Genomic DNA, 22,877 nt, shown 5'->3' on the forward strand with positions numbered 1-22,877 from the left:
CTGTAAGAGCGGAACCATAGGTCGCCGTTACCTAAATAACGGATATTCACACGATCCAAAAATCAAACCCCACACAACGAACGCAACAACCCGGTATCCAGGTGCCGCTCTACCAAGTCCGCCAACCGCTCAATATCCCGCTCCCGCAACCCGTGATAATCCACCGATTGCACATCCTCCAACCCCGCCCACCGCAACAACGCACTACACGCAGCCGGCGTCTCAAACACCCCATGCAGATAGGTCCCGAGAACCTGCCCATCCTCACTCTGAGCCCCATCCAGGCGCCCATCGTCCAACTGCACCGCAGCCCGCACCAAGCCAGCGCCACTGGTTACACCCGCGTGGATCTCATACCCACTCACCTCGGCCTCCTCCAGCAACAACCGCCCCCGCACGTTACGCAGCTGCTTCTCCTCCTCCAGGGTCGTACTGAACGCCAACAACCCCAGCCCAGCGCTAGAACCACAAGGCCCTTCCAACCCCAGCGGGTCGTGCACCTGCTCGCCGAGCATCTGCAACCCACCACAAATCCCCAGCACCTTCCCGCCATAACGCAGGTGCCGCGCCACGGCCGTGTCCCACCCATTGGCCCGCAAATACGCCAAATCACTGCGCACACTCTTCGAGCCCGGCAAAATAATCAGGTCCGCCGCAGGAATCGCCTGCCCTGGCCCCACAAACTGCAAATCCACCTGCGGATGCAACCGCAACGGATCAAAATCCGTGTGATTACTGATCCGCGGCAATACCGGCACCACCACCTTGAGCACTTGCGCCGCCTTGTCGATCTGGCGCTGGTCGATACCGTCCTCGGCCTCCAGGTGCAGATCCATCACATACGGCAACACCCCCACCACCGGCTTGCCCGTGCGCGCTTCCAGCCAATCCAGCCCCGGCTGCAATAGCGCGATATCGCCGCGAAAGCGATTGATGATGAAGCCTTTGACCCGCGCCTGTTCGGTGGGTGACAACAATTCCAGAGTGCCCACAAGGTGCGCAAACACCCCGCCGCGATTGATGTCGGCAATCAGCAGCACCGGGCAGTCCACCGCTTCGGCAAAGCCCATGTTGGCAATGTCGTTCGCCCGCAGATTGATCTCGGCCGGCGAACCCGCACCCTCGACCATCACCACCGGGTAAGCCGCACTCAACCGCGCATGAGAGGCCAGCACCGCTTGCATCGCGATGGCTTTGTAATCGTGATAAGCCACGGCATTCATGGTGGTCACGGCGCGCCCGTGGATGATCACTTGGGAGCCCGTGTCGCTGTTGGGTTTGAGCAGCACCGGGTTCATGTCGGTATGGGGCGCCAGGTTCGCGGCCTGGGCCTGCACCGCCTGGGCCCGGCCGATCTCGCCGCCTTCGGCAGTCACGGCGCTGTTGAGCGCCATGTTCTGCGGCTTGAAGGGCACCACCGGGATGCCCTGGCGCACCAGCCAGCGGCAGAGTGCGGTCACCAGCGTGCTTTTGCCGGCGTCAGAGGTGGTGCCCTGCACCATCAAGGTACTCATGAGGCTTCCTTGTAGGCCTTCAGTGCCTGTTCCAGCCGCAACCAGTCGGCCTCGGTATCCGGCAGGCCGAAACGCAGGCTGCTGTTGTCGACAAACAAGCGCAGCAGAATGCCGCGCTGGGCCATGAATTCATGCAGCTGCTCAGCCCGGTCAGTGATCATCCACTGGAACAACGCGCAGCCGCCCTGGGGCCGCAAGTCGTGGCGTTCAAGCACATCAAACAGGCGCTGGCTGGCCGATTCGCAACGCAGCCGCTGTTGCGCATGGCCGGCGGTATCGCGCAGGCATACTTGCCCAAGCACCCGCGTCGGCCCGCTGACGGCCCACGGCCCCACCTGTTCGGCGAGCAGCTTGAGCAGCTTGCGCTCGGCCAGCACGAACCCCAGCCGCACCCCGGCCAGGCCGAAGAATTTGCCGAACGAGCGCAGCACGATCAGGCCGACTTGATGGGCCTGGCCCGCCAGGCTCAGTTGCGGGGTGATGTCCATGAAGGCTTCATCCACCACCAGCCAGCCGCCGCGTTGGGCCAGGCGAGCATGCCAGTCCAGCAGGCGTTGCGGCGTCAGGCTCAGGCCGGTGGGGTTGTTGGGGTTGACCACCACCAGCACGTCGAGGCTGTCGAGGAAGAAGTCGACTTCCTGCTCCAGCACTTCGCGCACGATGTAGCCGGCGCGACGCCAGGCTTCTGCGTGTTCGGCGTAACACGGCGACAGCACACCGACCTTGCCGGCCCGGCGCAGGCGCGGCAATAACTGGATCGCGGCCTGGGAGCCGGCCACCGGCAATACATGGGGCGTGCCGTAATATTCACAGGCAGCCTGCTCCAGGCCGTCGTCGTTTTCAGGCAGGCGTGCCCAGGCCCGCAGCGGGATTTCCGGAATCGGGAACGGCCATGGCGCCAGGCCGCTGGACAGGTCCAGCCAGTCTGCTTCTGGAATGCCGTACTGCATCGCCGCCTTGCGCAAGCGGCCACCGTGCTCAAGCATAAAACTCAGCCCCCACACACAGGATCAGCAACCACAGCCACACGCCGCGTTGCACCAGTTGCCAGCCACGCTCGATGGAATCCGCATCCGCCGGCGGGCCTTCGCCCAGTGGCGGGCGCTGGTGCAGCTCACCGTGATAAATCGCTGCACCGCCCAACTCCACGCCAAGGGCACCGGCACCCGCAGCCATCACCGGGCCGGCGTTGGGGCTGTCCCAGGTCGGGCCCTGGGTGCGCCAGCATTTGAGAGCCAGGCGGGTTTTGCCCAGCAGCGCGTAGGTCAACGCCACCAGGCGTGCGGGAATGTAGTTGAGCACGTCGTCAATCTTCGCCGCGGCCCAGCCAAAACGTTCAAAGCGCTCATTGCGATAGCCCCACATAGCGTCCAGGGTGTTGCTCAGACGATAGAGCACCACGCCGGGCACGCCAGCGACCACAAACCAGAACAGCGCCGCAAATATCGCATCGCTGCCGTTTTCCAGCACCGATTCGGTGGCCGCACGGGCAACTTCAGTGCGGTCCAGCTCGCTGGTCTGGCGACTGACCAGGTAGCTGACGCGTTTGCGTGCCTCGTCCAGGTCATCGCTGCGCAATGCTTGCGCTACCGGCAGCACGTGCTCGCCGAGGCTACGCATGCCGAGGGCGCAATACAATGCGAGGATTTCCAGGACCCAGCCGATGTAGGGCGCCCACGACAGCGCCGTGGCCAGCAGGGTCAGCGGCACCACCGCGATCACCCAGGCGGTGACGCCATGGCTGCGCCAGCCCCGACCGCCGGAGTTGAATCGTTGCTCGATGCGCCCGGCAAAATTACCGAACGCCACCAGCGGATGCCAGCGCCTGGGCTCGCCCAGCAGCGCATCCAGCGCCACGGCAGCGACACTCAGCAAGGCCACACTCATTGACTCACTCCCCAAACATTCTCGTACAACATGTCACTCAGCGGCCGTGGTTCGGTCCAGCCTTCGAGCTGCAACATCGGTGCCGGGTAGAACTCGGCCACCGGGCCCAGGCACAACACGGCCAACGGCTTGGCACCGGGCGGCAGGCCCAGCAGATCGGCCAGGGCCTGGGGCTCGAACAGCGAGACCCAGCCCATGCCCAGCCCTTCGACACGAGCCGCCAGCCATAGATTCTGAATCGCGCAGGACAACGATGCCATGTCCATTTCCGGCAAGGTGCGGCGCCCGAAGATATGCCGCTCGCGGTCGTCCATCAAGGCAGCCACCAGCACTTCGGCGCAGTCGTTGATGCCTTCGACCTTGAGCTTCATGAACTGGTCGGAGCGCTCGCCGAGAGCCTCGGCGGTGCGTACGCGTTCTTCTTCCACCAACTGCTGGATCTGGCCGCGCAGGTTGCGGTCGCTGATGCGGATAAAACGCCAGGGCTGCATCAAGCCGACGCTCGGCGCCTGGTGCGCGGCTTGCAGCAGGCGATGGAGCAATTGCGGCGCCACGCTGCCACCGCTGAAGTGCCGCATGTCGCGGCGTTCGGCGATGGCACGGTAGACGGCTTCGCGGTCGGCTTCCGGAAAGGCGTTGTCAGTCATGGCCTCATCGCGGGCAAGCCCGCTCCCACATTGGATTGCGTTTCAACTCGGTCAACTGTGGGTGCGGGCTTGCCTGCGATGGCGGTCTCAAGGCTTGGCGCAAACAAGGCAGCCACCGCCGTCGGGTTGGACGGGAAGTAAAAGTGCACGTAGGACGCCGTCATCCGGCCCTGACGATAAACCGCCTCGGCACCGCGCCCGCCATTCGGGCTCAGGCCCCGGGCAATCGGCTGCCACTCGGTGCTGGTCAGCGAGTGATGGTAGGTGTGACCGCGCAAGAGGCCTTCGGGCAGTTCGACGTTTTGCAGGGCCAGTGCCGCCAGACGCTTTTGCATCACGGCGTCGCCCTGGAGCAGGCCGACCAGTTCGGCACGGGTGCCGTCGACATCGGTGAGCGAGTCCAGCAGATAGAGCATGCCGCCGCATTCGGCCAGCAGTGGCTTGCCGGCAGCGTGGTGGGCGCGAATGGCGTCGAGCATCGCGGTATTTTCCGACAGCGCCTGGTGATGCAATTCCGGATAACCGCCGGGCAGGTAGAGGCTGTCAGCTTCGGGCAATGCACGGTCACGAATCGGCGAGAAGAAGCGCAGCTCGGCGCCCATCGCTCGCAACAGGTCGAGGCTGGCGCCGTAGGTAAACGCGAAGGCTTCGTCGCGGGCCACGGCGATGCGCACGCCGGCCAGCAACGGTTGGGCCTCGATCACCTCGGGCGCAGCGAATTCCACCGGCGGTGGCAGCGCTACCTCACAGCTGCTGCCCAGGGCCTGGGCGGCGGCGTCGAGGCGCAGGTCGAGGTCGTTCAATTCGCTGGCCTGCACCAGGCCAAGGTGGCGGCTGGGCAATTCGATCCCGGTTTCCCGGGACAGTGCGCCGTACCAGCGCAGGCCTTCGGTCAGGCTGCCTTCAAGCAGTTGCGCATGGCGCAGCGTGCCGACGCGGTTGGCCAGCACGCCGGCAAACGGCAGGTCCGGCTGGTAACGCGCCAAGCCCAATGCCAGGGCACCGAACGTCTGGGCCATGGCCGTGCCATCGATGACCGCCAGTACCGGCACGCCAAAATGCCGCGCCAGGTCGGCGCTGGACGGCGTGCCGTCGAACAGGCCCATCACGCCTTCGATCAGGATCAGGTCGGCTTCCCCCGCCGCTTCCCACAGCAATCGGCGACTTTCCTGCTCGCCGACCATCCACATGTCCAATTGATAGACCGGCGCACCACTGGCGCGCTCGTGGATCATCGGGTCGAGAAAGTCCGGGCCGCATTTGAATACTCGCACCTTGCGCCCCAGGTTGCGGTGCAAACGGGCGAGCGCGGCGGTGACGGTGGTTTTGCCCTGGCCGGACGCCGGTGCGGCGATCAGCACAGCAGGACAGTGACGGGGCTGATTCAAAGTTCGATGCCTTTCTGCGCCTTGATACCGGCCTGGAATGCATGCTTGAGCATGCCCATTTCAGTCACGGTGTCGGCCATTTCGATCAATTCGGGTTTCGCGCCACGGCCGGTGACCAGCACGTGTTGCATCGGCGGGCGGGCCTGCAGGTCGCTGAGTACCTGGTCCAGGTCGAGGTAGCCGTGCTTGAGGGCGATGTTCAGTTCATCCAGCACCACCAGGCCGATGGCCGGGTTCTGCAGCATTTCCCGGGAGACCGCCCAGGCGGCTTCTGCGGCCACGATGTCGCGGGCACGGTCCTGGGTTTCCCAGGTAAAACCTTCGCCCATCACGTGGAAGCGCACCTGCTCGGGGAAACGGCGGAAGAACAGTTCTTCGCCAGTGCTGTTGCGGCCCTTGATGAACTGCACCACGCCACACTGCATGCCGTGGCCCATGGCCCGGGCGAGCATGCCAAAGGCCGAGCTGCTCTTGCCTTTGCCATTGCCGGTAAGCACCAGCAGCAACCCGCACTCGTTCGGTGAATTGGCAATGCGCTCGTCAATCACGGCTTTTTTGCGCAGCATGCGCGCCAGGTGGCGTTCGTCACGATCGGGGGATTCAGTCATGGCAGCTCTCCGTTGGGGCTGGACAAAAACGGCGGGCAGGAAAAAGACACATACAGACAGCCAAGCATCGCCCACCGTGATGCTGTTGGATGGATCAGGCCGGTCTCCGGGCTCATGAGTGGCATTGGATGCCGAAGGTGCGCCTTCCCATATCGCGGGCGATACAGTGGCTTAAGGCACCGTCTTGACTCATTTACCGTTGCGGGGGCAGCGCCGGGATCGTGGCAGCACTGTAGAAAAATGCGCTCACTCACCGGCTTCCCTGTTTCACTCAGTCGGCGCGTACGCCACAGAGCACCTGAAACAAGCCGCGAAGGTTAGTGGGTTGGGGGTGGAGCGTCAATTAAAGCCGGACATGCGCGTGAACCATCGGGCCGCTGCGTGCCTCTACCGCTACAGGTATTAAGGAGAAAACCATGCACAAGACCCGACTTGCCCTACTGATCATGCTCGCCGGCACCCTCGCCGCCTGCGGCGAAAGCTCTACCCTGCAAGTGTCCGACGGCACCGGGCCCTCGCCCAAACTGCCGGAACCGAATAAAACCCTGATCCCCACGGTGAATATCGCCCCGGCCATCGGCTGGCCCGAAGGCGCCAAGCCAACGGCGGCGGCAGGCACTCAAGTAGCGGCGTTTGCCGAAGGCCTGGACCATCCGCGCTGGTTGTATGTGCTGCCCAATGGCGATGTGCTGGTGGCAGAAACCAATGCGCCGCCCAAGCCAGACGATTCCAAGGGTATTCGTGGCTGGGTGATGGAGAAAGTCATGGGCCGTGCCGGGGCCGCCGTGCCGAGCCCCAACCGCATCACCCTGCTGCGGGACGCCGACCACGACGGCATAGCCGAAACCCGCACGGTGTTCCTGGAGAACCTGAACTCGCCGTTCGGCATGACACTGGTGGGCAGCGACCTGTATGTGGCCGATTCGGACAAGCTGCTGCGCTTCCCCTATCAGCCAGGCGAAACCTCGATCAAGGAAGCCGGCACCACGGTGACCGACTTGCCGGGCGGCAGCATCAACCATCACTGGACCAAGAACGTGGTCGCGAGCCAGGACGGCAGCAAGTTGTACGTCAGCGTGGGCTCCAACAGCAACGTCGCGGAAAACGGCCTGGAAGCCGAACAAGGCCGCGCCGCGATCTGGGAAGTGGACCGTGCTACCGGCCAGCACCGCATCTTCGCCTCCGGCCTGCGCAACCCCAACGGCATGGCCTGGGAACCGCAAAGCGGCAAGCTGTGGACGGCGGTCAATGAGCGCGATGAAATCGGCAGCGACCTGGTGCCGGACTACATCACCTCGGTCAAGGATGGCGCGTTCTATGGCTGGCCCTTCAGTTATTACGGGCAGCACGTGGATGTGCGGGTGAGTCCGCAGAACCCGGAACTGGTAGCCAAGGCGATTGCCCCGGACTACGCGGTGGGCCCGCACACAGCCTCCCTGGGACTGACCTTTGCCGAGGGCAGCAAGCTACCGGCACAATTCAGCAATGGCGCGTTTATCGGCCAGCATGGTTCGTGGAACCGCAAGCCACACAGTGGCTACAAGGTGATCTTCGTGCCGTTTGAAGGCGGCAAACCCAAAGGCCAGCCGGTGGATGTGCTGACCGGGTTCCTCAATAGCGATGAGAAAGCCATGGGCCGCCCGGTCGGCGTGGTGATCGACAAGCAGGGGGATTTGCTGGTGGCGGATGACGTGGGGAACAAGGTGTGGCGAGTGTCGGCGGCTAAATAGCCAGCTTCGCAAACACCGCAAAACAAATGTGGGAGCGGGCTTGCTCGCGAATGCAGTGTGTCAGTCAGCTTGTTGTCGACTGATCCACCGCATTCGCGAGCAAGCCCGCTCCCACATTTGGTTTCGTGTTTTTCTAGGGGTTTCGTGCCAGGTGCTCGGCCGGCAACACGCGCTTGGCGCTCAGGTAGGCGTTTTGCCAATAAGCCTTGGACAGCGTGTCCAGCTTCACCGTACCGCCGGTCTGCGGCGCATGCACAAAGCGCCCTTCTCCCACGTAGATCCCGGCGTGGCTGACCTGCGAGCCGCCACCCGTGGCGAAGAAGATCAGGTCGCCGGTCTGCAGGTTGTTTTCGCTCACGTCCTGGGCGCGCATCACGATCAGCTCGCGGGTGGTACGTGGCAAGGAGATGCCCGCCGCGTCACGGTAGACGAAACCGATCAAGCCACTGCAATCAAACCCCGAGTCCGGCGTGTTGCCGCCCCAACGATAAGGCGTGCCGACCAGGCCCAGCGCACGAAAAAGCACGTCTTCGGCCGCAGGCGAGAAACTTTGGGTGGCATAGGTGTTGAACACCGGCTTGGGCTTGACGGCCACGGGAGCAGGCGGAGGACGACTTGCGCAGGCGCTGAGCAGCGCGGCGCAAACGAGAAGAATTAGGCGGGCCGAGGTCGACATGGGCAGAACAATCCTGATCTGGATGCGGCTTTCGCTGCCGAACGTTGAAAAACAGAACGCGCAAGCAAAGCTCGCGCGATCAATTTACAACAATGTCCAGGGATTCTAGCGCTTACACGTCAAACTTCAAGTATCACTTTAACTTTACTTGCTGGCGGTAACGGTAGTCGGGGCCATCGCCAGGGCGCGCTTGGCTTCGATGAAGGTTTTGCTCCAGTAGCTGTCACCCAGGTTGTCAACTCGCACACCACCGCTGCGGCGGCTGCTGGAGTGGATAAACTGGTTGTCGCCCAGGTAGATACCGGCGTGGCTGACACGACCACGGCCAGCCGTACTAAAGAAAAGCAGATCACCGGGCTTGAGGTTGTTCCGCGCGACCAACGGTGCATCCACGTTGATCATTTCGCGGGTGGAACGCGGCAGATTCATGCCGGCTTCCTCGCGGAACAGGTAGCCGATGAAACCGCTGCAGTCGAAACCGGCTTCAGAGGTACCGCCGAAACGGTAACGGGTACCGATCAGGGACATGCCGCGTTCGAGAATGCTGTCGGCCAGAACTGGAAGCTGGTAAGGCTTGGCGCCGGCGAAGTCGGCGAGTTCTTTTTCAGTTGCGATCTCTTCCTGATAAACAGTGGAAGACTGCGACGCAACGAATTTTGCCTGGGACTGCTGTACTGGTTTTTGCTGCTCAGCCACGTTTTGAGTGTGGGTGGCGCAACCAAACAACAGGGTAACGAGTGCGAGAGGCACGAGGGGTGCGAAGCGATTTAGCATGGGCACGACCGTGGCTGATGTGTAAAGAAGCCGAGACTATGCCTTCTATCACATCGATTTGCAAATTCAATCGTGATCTATGTGACTTCTTGTTTGGACTATGACATCTAAGCCCTTAACACCCTATGCCAGCCATTTGCGTGGCCAAAACGGCCCAAACGCAGGTTTTCTGGCGCCTGTAATTTGCCGAAAGCCCCGGTTTTAAAGGGCTGGCTACCAGCCCAGGGTTTCTTTGAGGAAGGGAATAGTCAGCTTGCGCTGGGCTTGCAAGGAAGCCTGGTCGAGCTGTTCGAGCAAGTCGAACAGTGCGCTCATGCTGCGTGTACCGCGGGTGAGAATAAAATGCCCGACTTCATCGGTCAGGTGCAACCCGCGGCGCGAAGCACGCAGTTGCAGGGCCCGCAGTTTGTCTTCGTCGGACAACGGGCGCATCTGGAAAATCAGCGCCAGGGTCAGCCGCGACTTCAAGTCCGCCAGCTTCACCGGCAGCTCACGTGGCGAGGTGGAGGCGGCAATCAACAAGCGCCGGCCGCTGTCACGCAAGCGGTTGAACAGATGGAACAGTGCCTCTTCCCAATCTGCCCGCCCCGCCACTGCCTGCAAATCGTCCAGGCAGACCAGTTCGTATTGTTCAAGGTTGTCGAGGATCTCGATACCGCGGTCCAGCAGCTCCGCCAGCGGCAGGTACACCGCCGGTTCACCCATCTGTTCGAAGCGCAGGCAAGCGGCCTGTAACAAGTGGGTACGCCCCACGCCGTGCTTGCCCCAGAGGTAGATCAAGCTTTCGGTCCACCCGGCGTCGGCTTCGCAGAGCCGCTCGACATAGCCGAGTGCAGCGGCATTGGCGCCTGGGTAGTAATTGATAAAGGTGGCGTCGTCACGCAGACGCACACCTAGGGGCAGCTGAATCGGTTTCATGCTGACTGAACGGTTCCAATCGAACCGTTAGTGACCTCTGTGTAAAGTTTGCAAAGTTTATACCCGTGACGCCGGGCGCACAATGCAGCAGACCACAAGCAAAATCAAAGGTTTGCGTTAACTTGTTGGATTTGGTGAGGAATGTTTGACGCAATGGCGAAACGCCAGAGCCGATAAATGACAAACCCGGCCTTGAGCCGGGTTTGTGATGCTGCGGTTATAACTCCGGTTCGTCGCTTCCGGCGTACATGTCCGAGTCCTTGTACAAGTCGTGCACATGGCGCACCAGCACCATGATCACCGCCGCCACCGGCAGCGCCAGCAGGATGCCGGTAAAGCCGAACAGCTCGCCGCCCGCCAGGATCGCAAAGATCACCGCCACCGGGTGCAGGCCGATCCGGTCGCCCACCAGCAATGGCGTCAGCACCATGCCTTCCAGGGCCTGGCCGACCATGAACACCGCGACGATCCCGAGCATCGGGTACAGGTCGCCGTGGAACTGGAACAACCCGGCCACCAGCGCCGCACCGATACCAATCACAAAGCCCATATAAGGCACGATGGCTGCCAGGCCGGCGATCAGGCCGATCAACAGCCCCAGTTCCAGGCCGATCGCCATCAACCCCGCCGCGTAGATGATCCCCAGCGCCAGCATCACCAGCAACTGGCCACGGACGAAGGCGCCGAGCACCTCATGACACTCCTCGGCCAGGGAGACAATGCGCTCCTCACGGTCGCGCGGCAGCAGGCCGCGGATCTTGGCCATCATGATGTCCCAGTCCCGCAGCAGGTAGAACGCCACGACCGGGATCAGCACCAGGTTGGTCAGCCAGCCGATCAGCGCCAGGCTCGACGCCGTCGCCTGGCTCAGCACCACGCCGACAATGTCGGTGGTCTGGCCCATGTGCTCGCTGATGGCGGCCTTGACCTTGTCGAACTTCCAGAAGCCGTCTGCCAGCCCCAGCTTGGCCTGCGCCCACGGCATGGCCGTGTGTTGCAGCCAGTCGAGCATCTGCGGCGCCAGCTCATAGAGCTTGAACAGCTGCTTGGCCAACATCGGCACCAGCACCAGGACCAGCGCCGTGATGATTAAGGTGAACAACGCAAACACCGCCACCACGCCCCAGGTACGTGACAGGCCGAGCTTTTCCAGGCGATCCACCACCGGATCGAACAGGTAGGCCAGCAGTAACGCGACCAGGAACGGCGTCAGGATCGAATGCAGCAGGAACACAAAAACGCACAGCAGGACAATCCCGCCAAGCCACACCCAACGACGCGTATCCGCCATAAACCACTCCCTCTGTTATTTGCTTCCTGCTTCTATATAAGAAGGAAGAACACTTACCAATGAAAACGTAGCTGCGGCGTCGGCTCGACCGGTGCCGGTTGCGCGCCTTCTACCACCGGCTGCGGAGCCGGAGCTTCACCTGCCGGGATTTCCTGCAACTTGGCCAGGCTCAACTGGGTGCGCAGCTGCTCGGCGCTGCCATTCACCCGATAAACGATGCGAGCGCCGTCCACGCGCACTGGCTGGGCACCGAACGGCTCCAGCAGATGGCCGAGGGCGGCGTAATGCTCGAGATTCATGCCCTGCACTTCCAGCAACTGATCACTGGTGGCAGCGCCGGCCTTGACCACAAAGCGTGGTGCCAGGCGTTCGCTGACGGCCAGCAGCACGGCGTCAGCCAATGCGGCAGTATCAGTGCCGGTGGCGGTGCCCTGCTCGCTTTTATCCCCCAGCCACAGGCGCCATTTGGCCGACCATTGGCCGCCATCTTCGCGAGCATGCACCGCCAGCAAGGCATCGGCCCCATAACGCTCGGACGCGGCGCGCAGCGGTGTGGCGTCAGGGCTTTCAAGATTCGGGGCGGTGGCGACGATTTGTTCGTCCAGGTCACCCAGCGGCAGGCGCAAAGGCAAACCACGGTGCTGGGCCGCGCGGCGCAGCGGCTGGGCGACGGCCTGGCCATCACCGACCAGGCTGCTGCCTTCGACGGAATCGTTCAGCCACCAACCGAGGATCGATGGCCGATTGCTGCCCCACAGCGCCAGGCCCGCGCCACGCAACGCGCGGTCGGTGCTGACCGGGTCGAAATCCACCTGCAGGCTTTCCGGCGGGCCGGCGTCGTAGCCGTACTGACTGATGATTTGTTGCGGGTCTTTGCGGATCGCCGCCAGGCCCGGGCCATCGGCGGCCTTGGCGTCGCCGGTCAGGCGGATCACCAGGGTTTGCAGGGCACGCTGGGTCGCCTGGTCGCGCTCCTGGGGAGACTGACTGCTGACCGGCTCCAGCACTTGATAGAGACCATTGAGGGTTTCGGCATGACTCGCCAGGCTGACCAACGACAAGCAGCCCACAAAAAAATATTTACTCAGACCCATGAAAGAAGATTCCCGAACGGCAAATAAGCGGTTGGAACAGACCGCGTGAACACTGTTGAGCAAGGCTGTGACCACAGCGACCGGCAAAACATTCACAGGGTCTCGGCAAGTTTTTGTACTGTCATAACGATAGCGAGTTAAAGGCTATACCTTAATAGGGCCTGTGACCGACTCGATTAGCGATTTTTTTAACAGCTATTGCCCCTGCCCGTCGGCCCGAGGATGGCCGCTGCCCCTCAAGCCTGATAAAATCGCGCGCCTTCGCAGACCGTCAATGGCAGGCCGTGCTGAAACTTCAGGTTTCGGTACACCCGCCGCATTCGGTCGTTACCCCTGAATCCCCCCTAAAGGCCTGGATCATGAGCAAGCAACCCTCCCTGAGCTACAAGGACGCCGGTGTAGACATCGACGCCGGTGAAGCATTGGTCGAACGCATCAAGAGCGTCGCCAAGCGCACTGCGCGCCCCGAAGTCATGGGCGGCCTGGGCGGTTTTGGCGCCCTCTGCGAGATCCCGGCCGGCTACAAGCAGCCTGTATTGGTCTCCGGCACCGACGGTGTGGGCACCAAGCTGCGCCTGGCACTGAACCTGAACAAGCACGACAGCATCGGCATCGACCTGGTTGCCATGTGCGTGAACGACCTGGTGGTGTGCGGCGCCGAACCGCTGTTCTTCCTTGACTACTACGCCACCGGCAAGCTCAACGTCGAGACCGCTACCCAGGTGGTCACCGGCATTGGCGCTGGCTGCGAACTGTCCGGCTGCTCCCTGGTCGGCGGCGAAACCGCTGAAATGCCAGGCATGTACGAAGGCGAAGACTACGACCTGGCCGGTTTCTGCGTCGGTGTTGTCGAAAAATCCGAAATCATCGACGGTTCCAAGGTGGCTGCCGGTGACGCCCTGCTGGCCCTGCCATCGTCCGGCCCGCACTCCAACGGCTACTCGCTGATCCGCAAGATCATCGAAGTGTCCGGCGCCGACATCGAAACCATCCAGCTCGACGGCAAGCCCTTGACCGACCTGCTGATGGCCCCGACCCGCATCTACGTGAAGCCGTTGCTCAAGCTGATCAAGGACACCGGCGCGGTCAAGGCCATGGCCCACATCACCGGTGGCGGCCTGCTGGACAACATCCCGCGCGTACTGCCTGAAGGCGCCCAGGCGATTGTCGACGTGGCCAGCTGGCAGCGCCCGGCAGTCTTCGACTGGCTGCAAGAGAAAGGCAACGTCAACGAAACCGAGATGCACCGCGTGCTGAACTGCGGCGTGGGCATGGTCATCTGCGTGGCTCAAGAGCACGTTGAAAGCGCGCTGAACGTATTGCGTGAAGCCGGCGAACAGCCTTGGGTCATCGGCCAGATCGCTACCGCCCCTGAAGGCGCGGCTCAGGTTGAACTGAAGAACCTTAAGGCGCACTGATGCCTGCAACCTGTGATGTCGTGGTGCTGCTCTCCGGCACCGGCAGTAACTTGCAGGCCCTGATCGACAGCACGCGCGCCGGCGACAGCCCGGTGCGCATCGCTGCGGTGATTTCCAACCGCAGCGACGCCTACGGCCTGCAACGCGCCAGGGACGCAGGTATCGACACCCGCTCCCTGGATCACAAGGCTTTTGAAGGCCGCGAGGCCTTCGACAGCGCCTTGATCGAACTGATCGACGCCTTCAACCCCAAACTCGTGGTACTGGCCGGCTTCATGCGCATTCTCAGCGCTGACTTCGTGCGTCACTACAACGGGCGTCTGCTGAATATCCACCCGTCCCTGCTGCCAAAATACAAAGGGTTACACACCCACCAGCGTGCCCTGGAGGCCGGCGACACCGAGCACGGCTGCAGCGTGCACTTTGTCACCGAGGAACTCGATGGCGGGCCTCTGGTCGTACAGGCAGTAGTTCCGGTAGAGTCTGCGGACTCTGCGCAGACGCTTGCGCAACGGGTTCACACCCAGGAACACAGGATTTACCCGCTGGCTGTTCGCTGGTTCGCTGAGGGGCGGTTGATTCTTGGCGACCACGGTGCATTATTGGACGGTCAGTTACTTGCGGCCAGCGGCCACTTGATTCGAACCTAGGAGACTTTATGCGTCGCGCCCTGCTCTTTGCTTTTGCGCTGTTCGCCTTGCCTGCCGTGCAAGCGGCAGACCTTCACCCTTTCTCCGCCAGCTACACCGCCGACTGGAAACAGTTGCCCATGAGTGGTTCGGCAGAACGCAGCCTGACCAAGAATGACAACGGCAGCTGGACCTTGAATTTCAAGGCTTCCATGATGATCGCCAGCCTGACTGAAACCAGCGTGATCCGCTTCGACAAAGACGCCCTGCAACCGGTGAGCTACACCTTCGAACGCGGTGGCCTGGGCAAGACGAAGAAGATCAACCTCGACTTCGATCAGACGGCCAAGAAAGTCACCGGCTTTGAAAACAAGGACCCGGTCAACGTGGCCCTTCAAAGCGGCATGCTCGACAAGTCGACCTACCAGCTGGCATTGCAGCGCGATGTGGCAGCCGGCAAGAAAAGCATGAGCTACAACGTCGTCGAAGGCACTGATGTCGATACCTACGACTTCCGCGTGATCGGCCCGGAAAAGGTCCAGACCAAAGCCGGCTCCATCGATGCGATCAAGGTCGAGCGCGTGCGTGACCCGACTCAAAGCAAGCGCATTACCCAAATGTGGTTTGCCAAGGACTGGGGCGGCATCCTGGTTGCCCTGCGCCAGGTCGAGACCGACGGCAAGGAATACAACATCATGCTGCAAGACGGTACCGTTGACGGCAAGGCTGTCAAAGGCAGCTGATCCTCTGCGCAATGAAAGAGCCTCGCGTACGCGGGGCTTTTTTTTGCCTGTCGCCTGACGCCAACATGAAACTTTTGTCATAAAACTCAGCGCCCTGCGACGCAATGTCGCGGTTTCCCTGGGCTCGCGGGATTACTCCAGTTTCTGTAAAGGTGTGTTGCAATTCCTGGTTATTTACTTAGCAAGCTAACAAATAATATAACAAAGGCCTGCGACGCCTTGCCGCAGATCAACCAGAGATTGGAGCAAGCAGATGACTGTAAAAGTAACTGAACGCGACGATGAACATATGTCCCACGAAGCAGTAGCCCACGGGATTCACATCTGGGATGTACACCAGCAAGACCTGCTGGTCGGCATGTTTCACGACGAGGCCGAAGCTCATAATTATAAAAACGAGCTCGAGACCCTTGAGATGAAACGCCAGGCGCAAAGCTCCTGAAACTCTGAAATCCTGTAGATAACCAGCCCCACGCAGCTGGAGTGTCTATAAACACAAACCCCGCCTTTTGAGCGGGGTTTGTGTTTTGGGGGTTGGGGTTGGGATTTTGGGGGCGCTTCGCGCCCCAGCGGGAGCAAGCTCCCTCGCCACAACAAGCTCCCTTGCCACAGCAAGCCCCCTCACCACAACAAGCCGTCTCGCCACAATGTGTGTTTCTAACGCATTACCACATCAGGTCATCAGGGATCTGGTAGGCGGCGTACGGATCATCCTCATCCGGCACCTGGCTTTCGGTCAGCACGTTCATCTGAACGATGCGCTCTGGCGCCCGCTCCTGGATCTTCAGCGCGGCTTCGCGCGGGATCACCTCGTAACCGCCACCGTGATGCACGATCGCCAGGGAGCCGTTGCTCAGCTTGTTACGCATCAGCGTGTTGACCGACAGGCGCTTGACCTTCTTGTCATCCACGAAGTTGTAGTAGTCCTCGGTGGTCAGCTTGGGCAGGCGCGAGGTTTCGATCAATTGCTTGACCTGCGCAACGCGGGCCTTGGCCTCGGCTTTTTCCTGCTGCTGACGGTTCAGTTCCTGGTCGCGCTTGACCTTTTCGGCATGCGCCTGGATGGCCAGGCGCGCCTGGCTATCGTCCGCTTCGGCCTGGCCTTTATGCACCAGGCGCTGCTGTTTCTGTTTCTCTTTGCCGACCTGCTTGGCCTGCTTTTGGTTGACCAGGCCTGCTTTGAGCAACTGGTCGCGAAGGGAAATGCTCATGGTGCTTACTCACTTGGGCAACGGCTCAGCCGCAGCTGGACAGATTCTTTTCCTGGCGTTTGGCTTCGCCCCACAGGGCGTCCAACTCTTCGAGGGTGCAATCTTCTATGGGACGGTGGGTCTCGCGCAATGCCTGTTCGATAAATCGGAAACGTCGTTCGAATTTAGCGTTGGCTAAACGCAAGGCTGCTTCCGGGTCGACCTGGAGGTGACGGGCCAGGTTGACCGCCGCAAACAGCAGGTCACCTACTTCATCGGCGATGGCTGCCGGGTCGTTATCGGCCATGGCTTCGAGCACTTCATCCAGCTCTTCGCGCACGTTATCCACCACGGGCAACGCGGCCGGCCAGTCGAAACCCACCTGCCCGGCACGCTTTTGCAATTTGGCGGCGCGGGAAAGCGCCGGCAAGGCCGTGGGCACATCATCCAGCAGGGATAACTGCTGTGGGACGTCGGACTTTTCCGCACGCTCCTCGGCCTTTATTTCTTCCCAACGCTGCTTGACCTGCTCTTCGCTCAGCTGCGGAATATCCAGCGGCGCGTACAAGTCTCCCGTAGGAAACACATGTGGGTGACGGCGAATCAACTTGCGGGTAATGCTGTCGATCACCCCGGCGAATTCGAAGCGCCCTTCTTCCCGCGCCAGCTGGCTGTAATACACCACCTGGAACAACAGGTCGCCCAGTTCACCTTGCAGGTGATCAAAATCCCCGCGTTCGATCGCATCGGCGACTTCGTAGGCTTCTTCCAGGGTGTGGGGGACGATGGTGGCGTAGGTTTGCTTGATGTCCCACGGGCAACCGTATTGTGGGTCGCGCAGGCGGTTCATCAGGTGCAGCAGGTCTTCAAGTGAATACATCAGTCTCTTTCCGCAGAAGTGGGAACGCTGAGGATCAAATGTGGGAGCGGGCTTGCTCGCGAAGGCGTCGTGTCAGTTGCCTGATATTTGACAGACACATCGCCTTCGCGAGCAAGCCCGCTCCCACAGTTCAGTCCGCGCTCGTCCAGCTACTCATGGCGTGCGATTACGCCTGGTCTCAATGATGTTCGGCAACTGGGAAATACGCCCCAGCAACCGACCCAACGCGTCCAGCCCCGGAATCTCGATGGTCAGGGACATCAGCGCCGTGTTGTCCTCTTTGTTCGAGCGGGTGTTGACCGCCAGCACGTTGATCCGCTCATTGAGCAGTACCTGCGACACATCACGCAGCAGCCCGGAACGGTCGTAGGCACGAATGATGATGTCCACCGGATAGGTCAACACCGGCACCGGGCCCCAACTGACCTGGATGATCCGCTCCGGCTCGCGCCCGCCCAGTTGCAACACCGAGGCACAGTCCTGGCGGTGAATGCTCACCCCGCGGCCCTGAGTGATGTAACCGACGATGGCGTCGCCCGGCAATGGCTGGCAGCAGCCGGCCATTTGCGTCATCAGGTTGCCGACGCCCTGGATCTGGATATCGCCCCGCTTGCCCGGCTTGTAGCCGGTGGCCTTGCGTGGAATCAGTTCCAGCTGTTCGCTGCCCCGCTCCGGCTCAACCAGTTGCTGGGCCAGGTTGACCAACTGCGCCAGGCGCAGATCGCCGGCACCGAGGGCGGCGAACATGTCTTCGGCGATCTTCATGTTGGCCTTTTCGGCCAGCTTGTCGAAGTCCACCTGCGGCAGGCCCAGGCGTGCCAATTCGCGCTCGAGCAAGGTCTTGCCGGCGGCGACGTTCTGGTCGCGCGCCTGCAATTTGAACCAGTGGACGATCTTCGCCCGCGCCCTGGACGTGGTGATGTAGCCCAGGTTCGGGTTCAGCCAGTCGCGGCTCGGCGTACCGTGCTTGCTGGTGATGATCTCGACCTGTTCACCGGTCTGCAGGCTGTAGTTGAGCGGCACGATGCGCCCGTTGATCTTGGCGCCACGGCAGTTGTGGCCGATCTCGGTGTGCACCCGGTACGCAAAATCCAGCGGTGTGGCGCCCTTGGGCAGGTCGATCGCGTGGCCGTCGGGGGTGAAGATGTAGACCCGGTCAGGTTCGATATCCACCCGCAGCTGGTCGGCCAAACCGCCGATGTCGCCCAGCTCTTCGTGCCACTCCAGCACCTGGCGCAACCAGGAGATTTTCTCTTCGTACTGGTTCGACCCGGCCTTGACGTCGGTGCCCTTGTAGCGCCAGTGAGCGCATACGCCCAGCTCCGCCTCTTCGTGCATCGCGTGGGTGCGGATCTGTACTTCCAGTACCTTGCCCTCGGGGCCGATCACTGCCGTGTGCAATGAGCGGTAACCGTTTTCCTTGGGGTTGGCGATGTAGTCGTCGAATTCCTTGGGGATGTGCCGCCACAGCGTGTGCACGATACCCAGCGCGGTGTAGCAGTCGCGCATTTCCGGCACCAGCACACGCACGGCGCGCACGTCGTAGATCTGGCTGAAGGCCAGGCCCTTGCGCTGCATTTTGCGCCAGATGGAATAGATGTGTTTGGCCCGGCCGCTGATGTCGGCTTCAACCCCGGTGGCCTGCAATTCCGTGCGTAACTGGCTCATCACGTCGGCGATAAAGCGCTCACGGTCCAGCCGCCGCTCATGGAGCAGCGTGGCAATCTGTTTGTATTGATCGGGTTCGAGGTAACGGAAGGACAAGTCCTCCAGTTCCCACTTGATATGGCCGATGCCCAGGCGGTGGGCCAGCGGCGCGTAGATGTCGAACACCTCGCGGGCGACGCGGTTGCGCTTTTCGTCGTCGGCGGTTTTCACCGCCCGAATCGCGCAGGTACGCTCGGCCAGCTTGATCAAGGCGACGCGCACGTCGTCGACCATCGCCACCAGCATCTTGCGCAGGTTTTCCACCTGGCCCTGGGTGCCCAGCACCATCGACTGACGCGGGCTGAGGCTGGCACTGATCGCCGCCATGCGCAGCACGCCGTCGATCAGCTTGGCCACCACGGTGCCGAAACGCTGGCTGACGGTGGGCAGTTGAATATGCCCTTCACGCACGCCGCGATACAGCACCGCCGCGATCAGCGAATCCTGATCGAGCTTGAGATCGGCGAGGATCTCGGCGATTTCCAACCCGGTGCGAAAGCTTGAAGTGCCTTCGGCCCACAGGTTCTTCGCCGCATTGTCTTGCTGTTCAGACTCACGAGCGAACTCGCAGGCTGCTTTCAAGGCTTCACGGTCCAGTGCCGGGTCGACACTGATGGCATGATCCAGCCATGCCTCGAGATTGATACTGCCGTCGGTGTTGATCGGCTGGTGTGCTCTCACCTGTACCATCTTGCTTACCTTCCCTACGACGCACCTTTTAGTGCGTCAAAATCATCGCTGACCTGCTTTACAAAAAAAGCTTGTGCACGCTCCCTGGCAGGTCACAGGCCCAGGAGATGCAGGCCAGTCGGATTAAACGGGCATCCTAGCCCGCTTCAAATAACGCCATGGCCTCGACATGGGCCGTCTGGGGAAACATGTCGAGGATCCCGGCACGTTTTAGCCGGTAGCCTTGCTTGACCAACTCGACCGTGTCCCGCGCCAGCGTTGCCGGATTGCAGGACACATACACCAGGCGATCAGCCCCCAGGGTAGCGAGCTTGCGCACAACCTCCAGGGCACCATCGCGGGGTGGGTCCAAGAGTACCGCAGAAAAGCCCTGTTTGGCCCATTCCGCGTCGGTCAAAGGCTGGGACAAATCGGCCTGAAAAAACTGAACATTATGCAAATTATTGCTGACGGCATTCTGTGCCGCCCGGTCCACCATGGCCTGCACCCCTTCCACCGCCACCACTTCCCGCACTTGGCGGGCCAGCGGCAAGGCGAAGTTGCCCAAGCCACAAAACAAATCCAGCACCCGCTCGTCGGGCTTTGGCGCCAGCCAATCCAGCGCCTGGGCGACCATCGCCTGGTTGACCCCGGCGTTGACCTGCACAAAGTCTCCCGGGCGGTACGCCAACTGCAAATCCCACGGTTCCAGACGATAGCCCAAGGCCTGGTCTGGTTCGACCGGTTGCGGCTGGCCCTCGCCATGCAGCCACAGTTGGGCTTCATGGAACGTGCAAAATTCCTGCAGGATCGTCAGGTCCGCTTCGGACAAGGGCGCCATGTGTCGCAACAACACGGCAATCGACGAACCACTGAATAATTCCACATGCCCCAACGCCTGAGGCTTGCTCAAGCGCCGCAGCATGTTGGGCAAACGCTGCATGATCGGTTGCAAGGCCTGTACCAGCACCGGGCAATCGTCGATGGCGACGATGTCCTGGCTGGCCACGGCACGAAAGCCGACCTCGAGTTTCTTCGCCTTGGCATCCCAGCGCACGGCCACGCGGGCGCGGCGACGATAGCCGAATTCCGGCCCGCTCAAAGGCGCGGCCCACTCCTGGGGTTCGACACCTGCCACACGGGATAATTGCTCGGCGAGCATGCGCTGTTTCAGGGCGAGTTGTTCGTCGTGGGGCAAGTGTTGCAGGCTGCAACCGCCGCAACGGCCGGCGTGGACACAGGGTGCCGGACGGCGCAGTTCGCTGGCGGTAAATACGCGCTCGGTGCGCGCCTCGACCACTTTGCCGTGGGCGCCCAACACCCGCGCTTCCACCTCTTCGCCGGCCAGCGCACCCACGACAAACCAGGTGCGGCCTTCAAAGAACACAATGCCGCGGCCGTCGTTGGCCAGGCGCTCGATGGTCAGGCGCTGCTTCTTGCCTACAGGAATCTGTGGGGCCCGGCTGCCGCCCGTCGGTTGGAAGCGCAGGCCTCTCTCGTGCTTGGCCATCAGTTGGGCGCGTCGAAAATGCCGGTCGACAGGTAACGGTCGCCACGGTCACAGATGATCGCGACGATCACCGCGTTTTCCAACTCCTGGGACAAGCGCAACATCCCGGCCACGGCGCCACCGGACGACACGCCGCAGAAGATGCCTTCTTCACGGGCCAGGCGGCGGGTGGTGTCTTCAGCTTCACGCTGGGCCATGTCGATGATGCGATCGACGCGAGCCGCGTTGTAGATCTTCGGCAAGTACTCCTCGGGCCAACGACGGATCCCCGGGATCGCTGCGCCTTCCATCGGTTGCAGGCCGACGATCTGGATCTCGGGGTTCTGCTCCTTGAGGTAGCGCGAGTTGCCCATGATGGTGCCGGTGGTGCCCATCGAACTCACGAAGTGAGTGATGGTGCCCTGGGTCTGGCGCCAGATTTCCGGGCCAGTGGTGGTGTAGTGCGCCTCGGGGTTGTCGCCGTTGGCGAACTGGTCCAGCACCAGGCCACGGCCTTCGGCAGCCATACGCTCGGCGAGGTCGCGGGCGCCTTCCATGCCTTCTTCCTGGGTGACCAGGATCAACTCGGCGCCGTAGGCGGTCATCGCCGCCTTGCGCTCGGCGCTGCCGTTGTCGGGCATGATCAGGACCATCTTGTAGCCCTTGATCGCCGCGGCCATGGCCAGGGCAATCCCGGTGTTACCGGAGGTGGCTTCGATCAGGGTGTCGCCGGGCTTGATCTGCCCACGCAACTCGGCGCGGGTGATCATCGACAACGCCGGGCGGTCCTTGACCGAGCCGGCCGGGTTGTTCCCTTCGAGCTTGAGCAACAAGGTATTGCTGGTGTTGCCCGGCAGGCGCTGCAAGCGGACCAGCGGGGTGTTGCCGACGCAATCGGCGATGGTGGGGTACTGCAAGGTCATGGCGTATTCGCAATCCAGACTGCGGGGGCGACTATCATACCGGGAAAGGCTGGCGGGCCATATCACGCAAAGTGTGGTGCTTATCGCTTAATGGAATAAGTCAGGCGGGGCCGTGGTTTCTCTGGAACACTTCGTCGCCCATCGCGGCAATCTGTCCTTCGATCAATGCCTCGAACGGTTTCAGCAGCGGCTCAAATGAGGTGGGCGCTTCAAGCACCTGCAACGCCTGCACGATGGCCTCCACCGTCGACAACGCTCCGGGCCCCGGTGCCTTGCGCAGCCGATAACGGGACACGGCGCCTTCCGCCAGCGTCACCCGAGGCAGCGCCGCCAATAAAGGATTGAGGTGCAGCAACTTGCGCGCCTTGCGCCAGGTGCCGTCCGGCACCACCAGCAGCAACGGTTCGTCGGATGGCGTATAGGCCTGCAAGGGTTGGGCATTTTCGTCCGGGAACAACAGACGCGCCTGATAACCCGGCGGATTCAACAACGCCTGCAAATCCTCAAACACCTCCCCCACCACCAACTGCGCATTCACCAAGCCCAGCGCCGCCAACCGCGCGGTATTCAAGGCGTGATTGACCTCACTCGGATGCTGCAACAGCAACACCCGGGTTCGGCTATCCAGCCGGGGAATCAGCGCGCACAGGCAGTGAGTGGTGGGCCGCAGGCAGCGGGAGCATTGGGGTCTGGACATGGGTT

General features: G+C 61.9%; 22 protein-coding genes and 1 riboswitch. Of the genes, 5 read left to right on the plus strand and 17 right to left on the minus strand.

Translation table 11 applies throughout. From position 1 onward, the window contains the following. Positions 1–62 precede the first annotated feature (62 nt). Genes HX811_RS13180 through cobO form a run of 6 tightly spaced genes read right to left on the minus strand, consistent with a single transcriptional unit; the run spans position 63 to position 6,044 of the window. A complete protein-coding gene (locus HX811_RS13180; protein WP_134325927.1) occupies positions 63–1,514 on the minus strand; it encodes a cobyric acid synthase in 1,452 nt (483 codons plus the stop codon). Further along, positions 1,511–2,500 carry a threonine-phosphate decarboxylase CobD gene (gene cobD, locus HX811_RS13185; protein WP_003210755.1) on the minus strand — a complete coding sequence of 330 codons (990 nt, stop codon included), beginning with the start codon at positions 2,498–2,500 and terminating at the stop codon, positions 1,511–1,513. Before cobD ends, HX811_RS13180 begins: the two co-directional genes overlap by 4 nt. Next, a complete protein-coding gene (cbiB, locus tag HX811_RS13190) occupies positions 2,493–3,401 on the minus strand; it encodes an adenosylcobinamide-phosphate synthase CbiB (RefSeq protein ID WP_003210754.1) in 909 nt (302 codons plus the stop codon). Before cbiB ends, cobD begins: the two co-directional genes overlap by 8 nt. Beyond that, positions 3,398–4,048, minus strand: coding sequence for a 5,6-dimethylbenzimidazole synthase (bluB, locus tag HX811_RS13195; RefSeq protein ID WP_003210753.1), 651 nt, complete (start codon positions 4,046–4,048; stop codon positions 3,398–3,400). The genes cbiB and bluB overlap by 4 nt, the downstream gene beginning before the upstream one ends. Further along, complete coding sequence (locus HX811_RS13200; RefSeq protein ID WP_177046166.1) at positions 4,045–5,436, minus strand: cobyrinate a,c-diamide synthase; 1,392 nt, start codon at positions 5,434–5,436, stop codon at positions 4,045–4,047. Before HX811_RS13200 ends, bluB begins: the two co-directional genes overlap by 4 nt. Continuing rightward, positions 5,433–6,044, minus strand: a complete 612-nt coding sequence (cobO, locus tag HX811_RS13205) for a cob(I)yrinic acid a,c-diamide adenosyltransferase (protein ID WP_003210751.1) — start codon at positions 6,042–6,044, stop codon at positions 5,433–5,435. The genes HX811_RS13200 and cobO overlap by 4 nt, the downstream gene beginning before the upstream one ends. 79 nt (positions 6,045–6,123) lie before the next feature. Beyond that, positions 6,124–6,361, minus strand: a riboswitch (cobalamin riboswitch). A gap of 99 nt (positions 6,362–6,460) precedes the next feature. Between cobO and HX811_RS13210 the strand changes: the two genes are divergently transcribed. Continuing rightward, on the plus strand, positions 6,461–7,774 hold the full coding sequence (locus tag HX811_RS13210; RefSeq protein ID WP_177046168.1) for a sorbosone dehydrogenase family protein: 1,314 nt from the start codon (positions 6,461–6,463) through the stop codon (positions 7,772–7,774). Between the two features lie 133 nt (positions 7,775–7,907). On the opposite strand, the gene HX811_RS13215 is transcribed toward HX811_RS13210, so the two are convergent. The 5 genes from HX811_RS13215 to HX811_RS13235 all read right to left on the minus strand — a co-directional run bounded on the left by HX811_RS13215 (position 7,908) and on the right by HX811_RS13235 (position 12,527). Continuing rightward, positions 7,908–8,450, minus strand: coding sequence for a C40 family peptidase (locus HX811_RS13215; protein WP_003210749.1), 543 nt, complete (start codon positions 8,448–8,450; stop codon positions 7,908–7,910). A 144-nt stretch (positions 8,451–8,594) separates the two neighbouring features. Further along, entirely contained in the window at positions 8,595–9,224 is a 630-nt protein-coding gene (locus HX811_RS13220; protein WP_003210748.1) for a C40 family peptidase, read from the minus strand. A gap of 213 nt (positions 9,225–9,437) precedes the next feature. Then, on the minus strand, positions 9,438–10,142 hold the full coding sequence (hda, locus tag HX811_RS13225) for a DnaA regulatory inactivator Hda (protein ID WP_003210747.1): 705 nt from the start codon (positions 10,140–10,142) through the stop codon (positions 9,438–9,440). Between the two features lie 217 nt (positions 10,143–10,359). Further along, complete coding sequence (locus HX811_RS13230; protein WP_177046170.1) at positions 10,360–11,433, minus strand: AI-2E family transporter; 1,074 nt, start codon at positions 11,431–11,433, stop codon at positions 10,360–10,362. A gap of 53 nt (positions 11,434–11,486) precedes the next feature. Beyond that, on the minus strand, positions 11,487–12,527 hold the full coding sequence (locus HX811_RS13235) for a DUF2066 domain-containing protein (RefSeq protein WP_177046172.1): 1,041 nt from the start codon (positions 12,525–12,527) through the stop codon (positions 11,487–11,489). Positions 12,528–12,886: 359 nt separating this feature from the next. On the opposite strand from HX811_RS13235, the gene purM reads away from it, so the two are divergent. The 4 genes from purM to HX811_RS13255 all read left to right on the plus strand — a co-directional run bounded on the left by purM (position 12,887) and on the right by HX811_RS13255 (position 15,759). Further along, positions 12,887–13,945, plus strand: a complete 1,059-nt coding sequence (gene purM, locus HX811_RS13240) for a phosphoribosylformylglycinamidine cyclo-ligase (RefSeq protein ID WP_003210744.1) — start codon at positions 12,887–12,889, stop codon at positions 13,943–13,945. Next, positions 13,945–14,595 (plus strand): phosphoribosylglycinamide formyltransferase, encoded by a 651-nt coding sequence (gene purN, locus HX811_RS13245; protein WP_008438189.1) that lies wholly within the window; start codon positions 13,945–13,947, stop codon positions 14,593–14,595. Before purM ends, purN begins: the two co-directional genes overlap by 1 nt. Positions 14,596–14,603: 8 nt before the next feature. Next, positions 14,604–15,317: a DUF3108 domain-containing protein gene (locus HX811_RS13250; RefSeq protein WP_003210742.1), complete on the plus strand. Its 714-nt coding sequence runs from the start codon at positions 14,604–14,606 to the stop codon at positions 15,315–15,317. Positions 15,318–15,570: 253 nt separating this feature from the next. After that, positions 15,571–15,759, plus strand: coding sequence for a hypothetical protein (locus HX811_RS13255; RefSeq protein WP_003210741.1), 189 nt, complete (start codon positions 15,571–15,573; stop codon positions 15,757–15,759). 223 nt (positions 15,760–15,982) lie between these two features. Here HX811_RS13255 and HX811_RS13260 read toward each other — a convergent pair whose 3' ends face one another. The 6 genes from HX811_RS13260 to HX811_RS13285 all read right to left on the minus strand — a co-directional run bounded on the left by HX811_RS13260 (position 15,983) and on the right by HX811_RS13285 (position 22,872). After that, the gene (locus tag HX811_RS13260; RefSeq protein ID WP_003210740.1) at positions 15,983–16,528 is read right to left on the minus strand and encodes a DUF2058 domain-containing protein; all 546 of its coding nucleotides are present in this window, start codon (positions 16,526–16,528) and stop codon (positions 15,983–15,985) included. 25 nt (positions 16,529–16,553) lie between these two features. Further along, positions 16,554–17,387, minus strand: coding sequence for a nucleoside triphosphate pyrophosphohydrolase (gene mazG / locus HX811_RS13265; RefSeq protein WP_008438185.1), 834 nt, complete (start codon positions 17,385–17,387; stop codon positions 16,554–16,556). Between the two features lie 153 nt (positions 17,388–17,540). Then, entirely contained in the window at positions 17,541–19,784 is a 2,244-nt protein-coding gene (gene relA / locus HX811_RS13270; RefSeq protein WP_003210738.1) for a GTP diphosphokinase, read from the minus strand. Positions 19,785–19,920: 136 nt separating this feature from the next. Beyond that, positions 19,921–21,273: a 23S rRNA (uracil(1939)-C(5))-methyltransferase RlmD gene (rlmD, locus tag HX811_RS13275; RefSeq protein WP_008438175.1), complete on the minus strand. Its 1,353-nt coding sequence runs from the start codon at positions 21,271–21,273 to the stop codon at positions 19,921–19,923. Further along, positions 21,273–22,175, minus strand: a complete 903-nt coding sequence (gene cysM / locus HX811_RS13280; protein ID WP_003210736.1) for a cysteine synthase CysM — start codon at positions 22,173–22,175, stop codon at positions 21,273–21,275. The genes rlmD and cysM overlap by 1 nt, the downstream gene beginning before the upstream one ends. A 100-nt stretch (positions 22,176–22,275) precedes the next feature. Continuing rightward, positions 22,276–22,872: a tRNA-uridine aminocarboxypropyltransferase gene (locus HX811_RS13285; protein ID WP_003210735.1), complete on the minus strand. Its 597-nt coding sequence runs from the start codon at positions 22,870–22,872 to the stop codon at positions 22,276–22,278. Positions 22,873–22,877 lie beyond the last annotated feature (5 nt).

Origin of the sequence: Pseudomonas sp. F8002, from assembly GCF_013385495.1 — a bacterium.
Taxonomy (GTDB): domain Bacteria; phylum Pseudomonadota; class Gammaproteobacteria; order Pseudomonadales; family Pseudomonadaceae; genus Aquipseudomonas.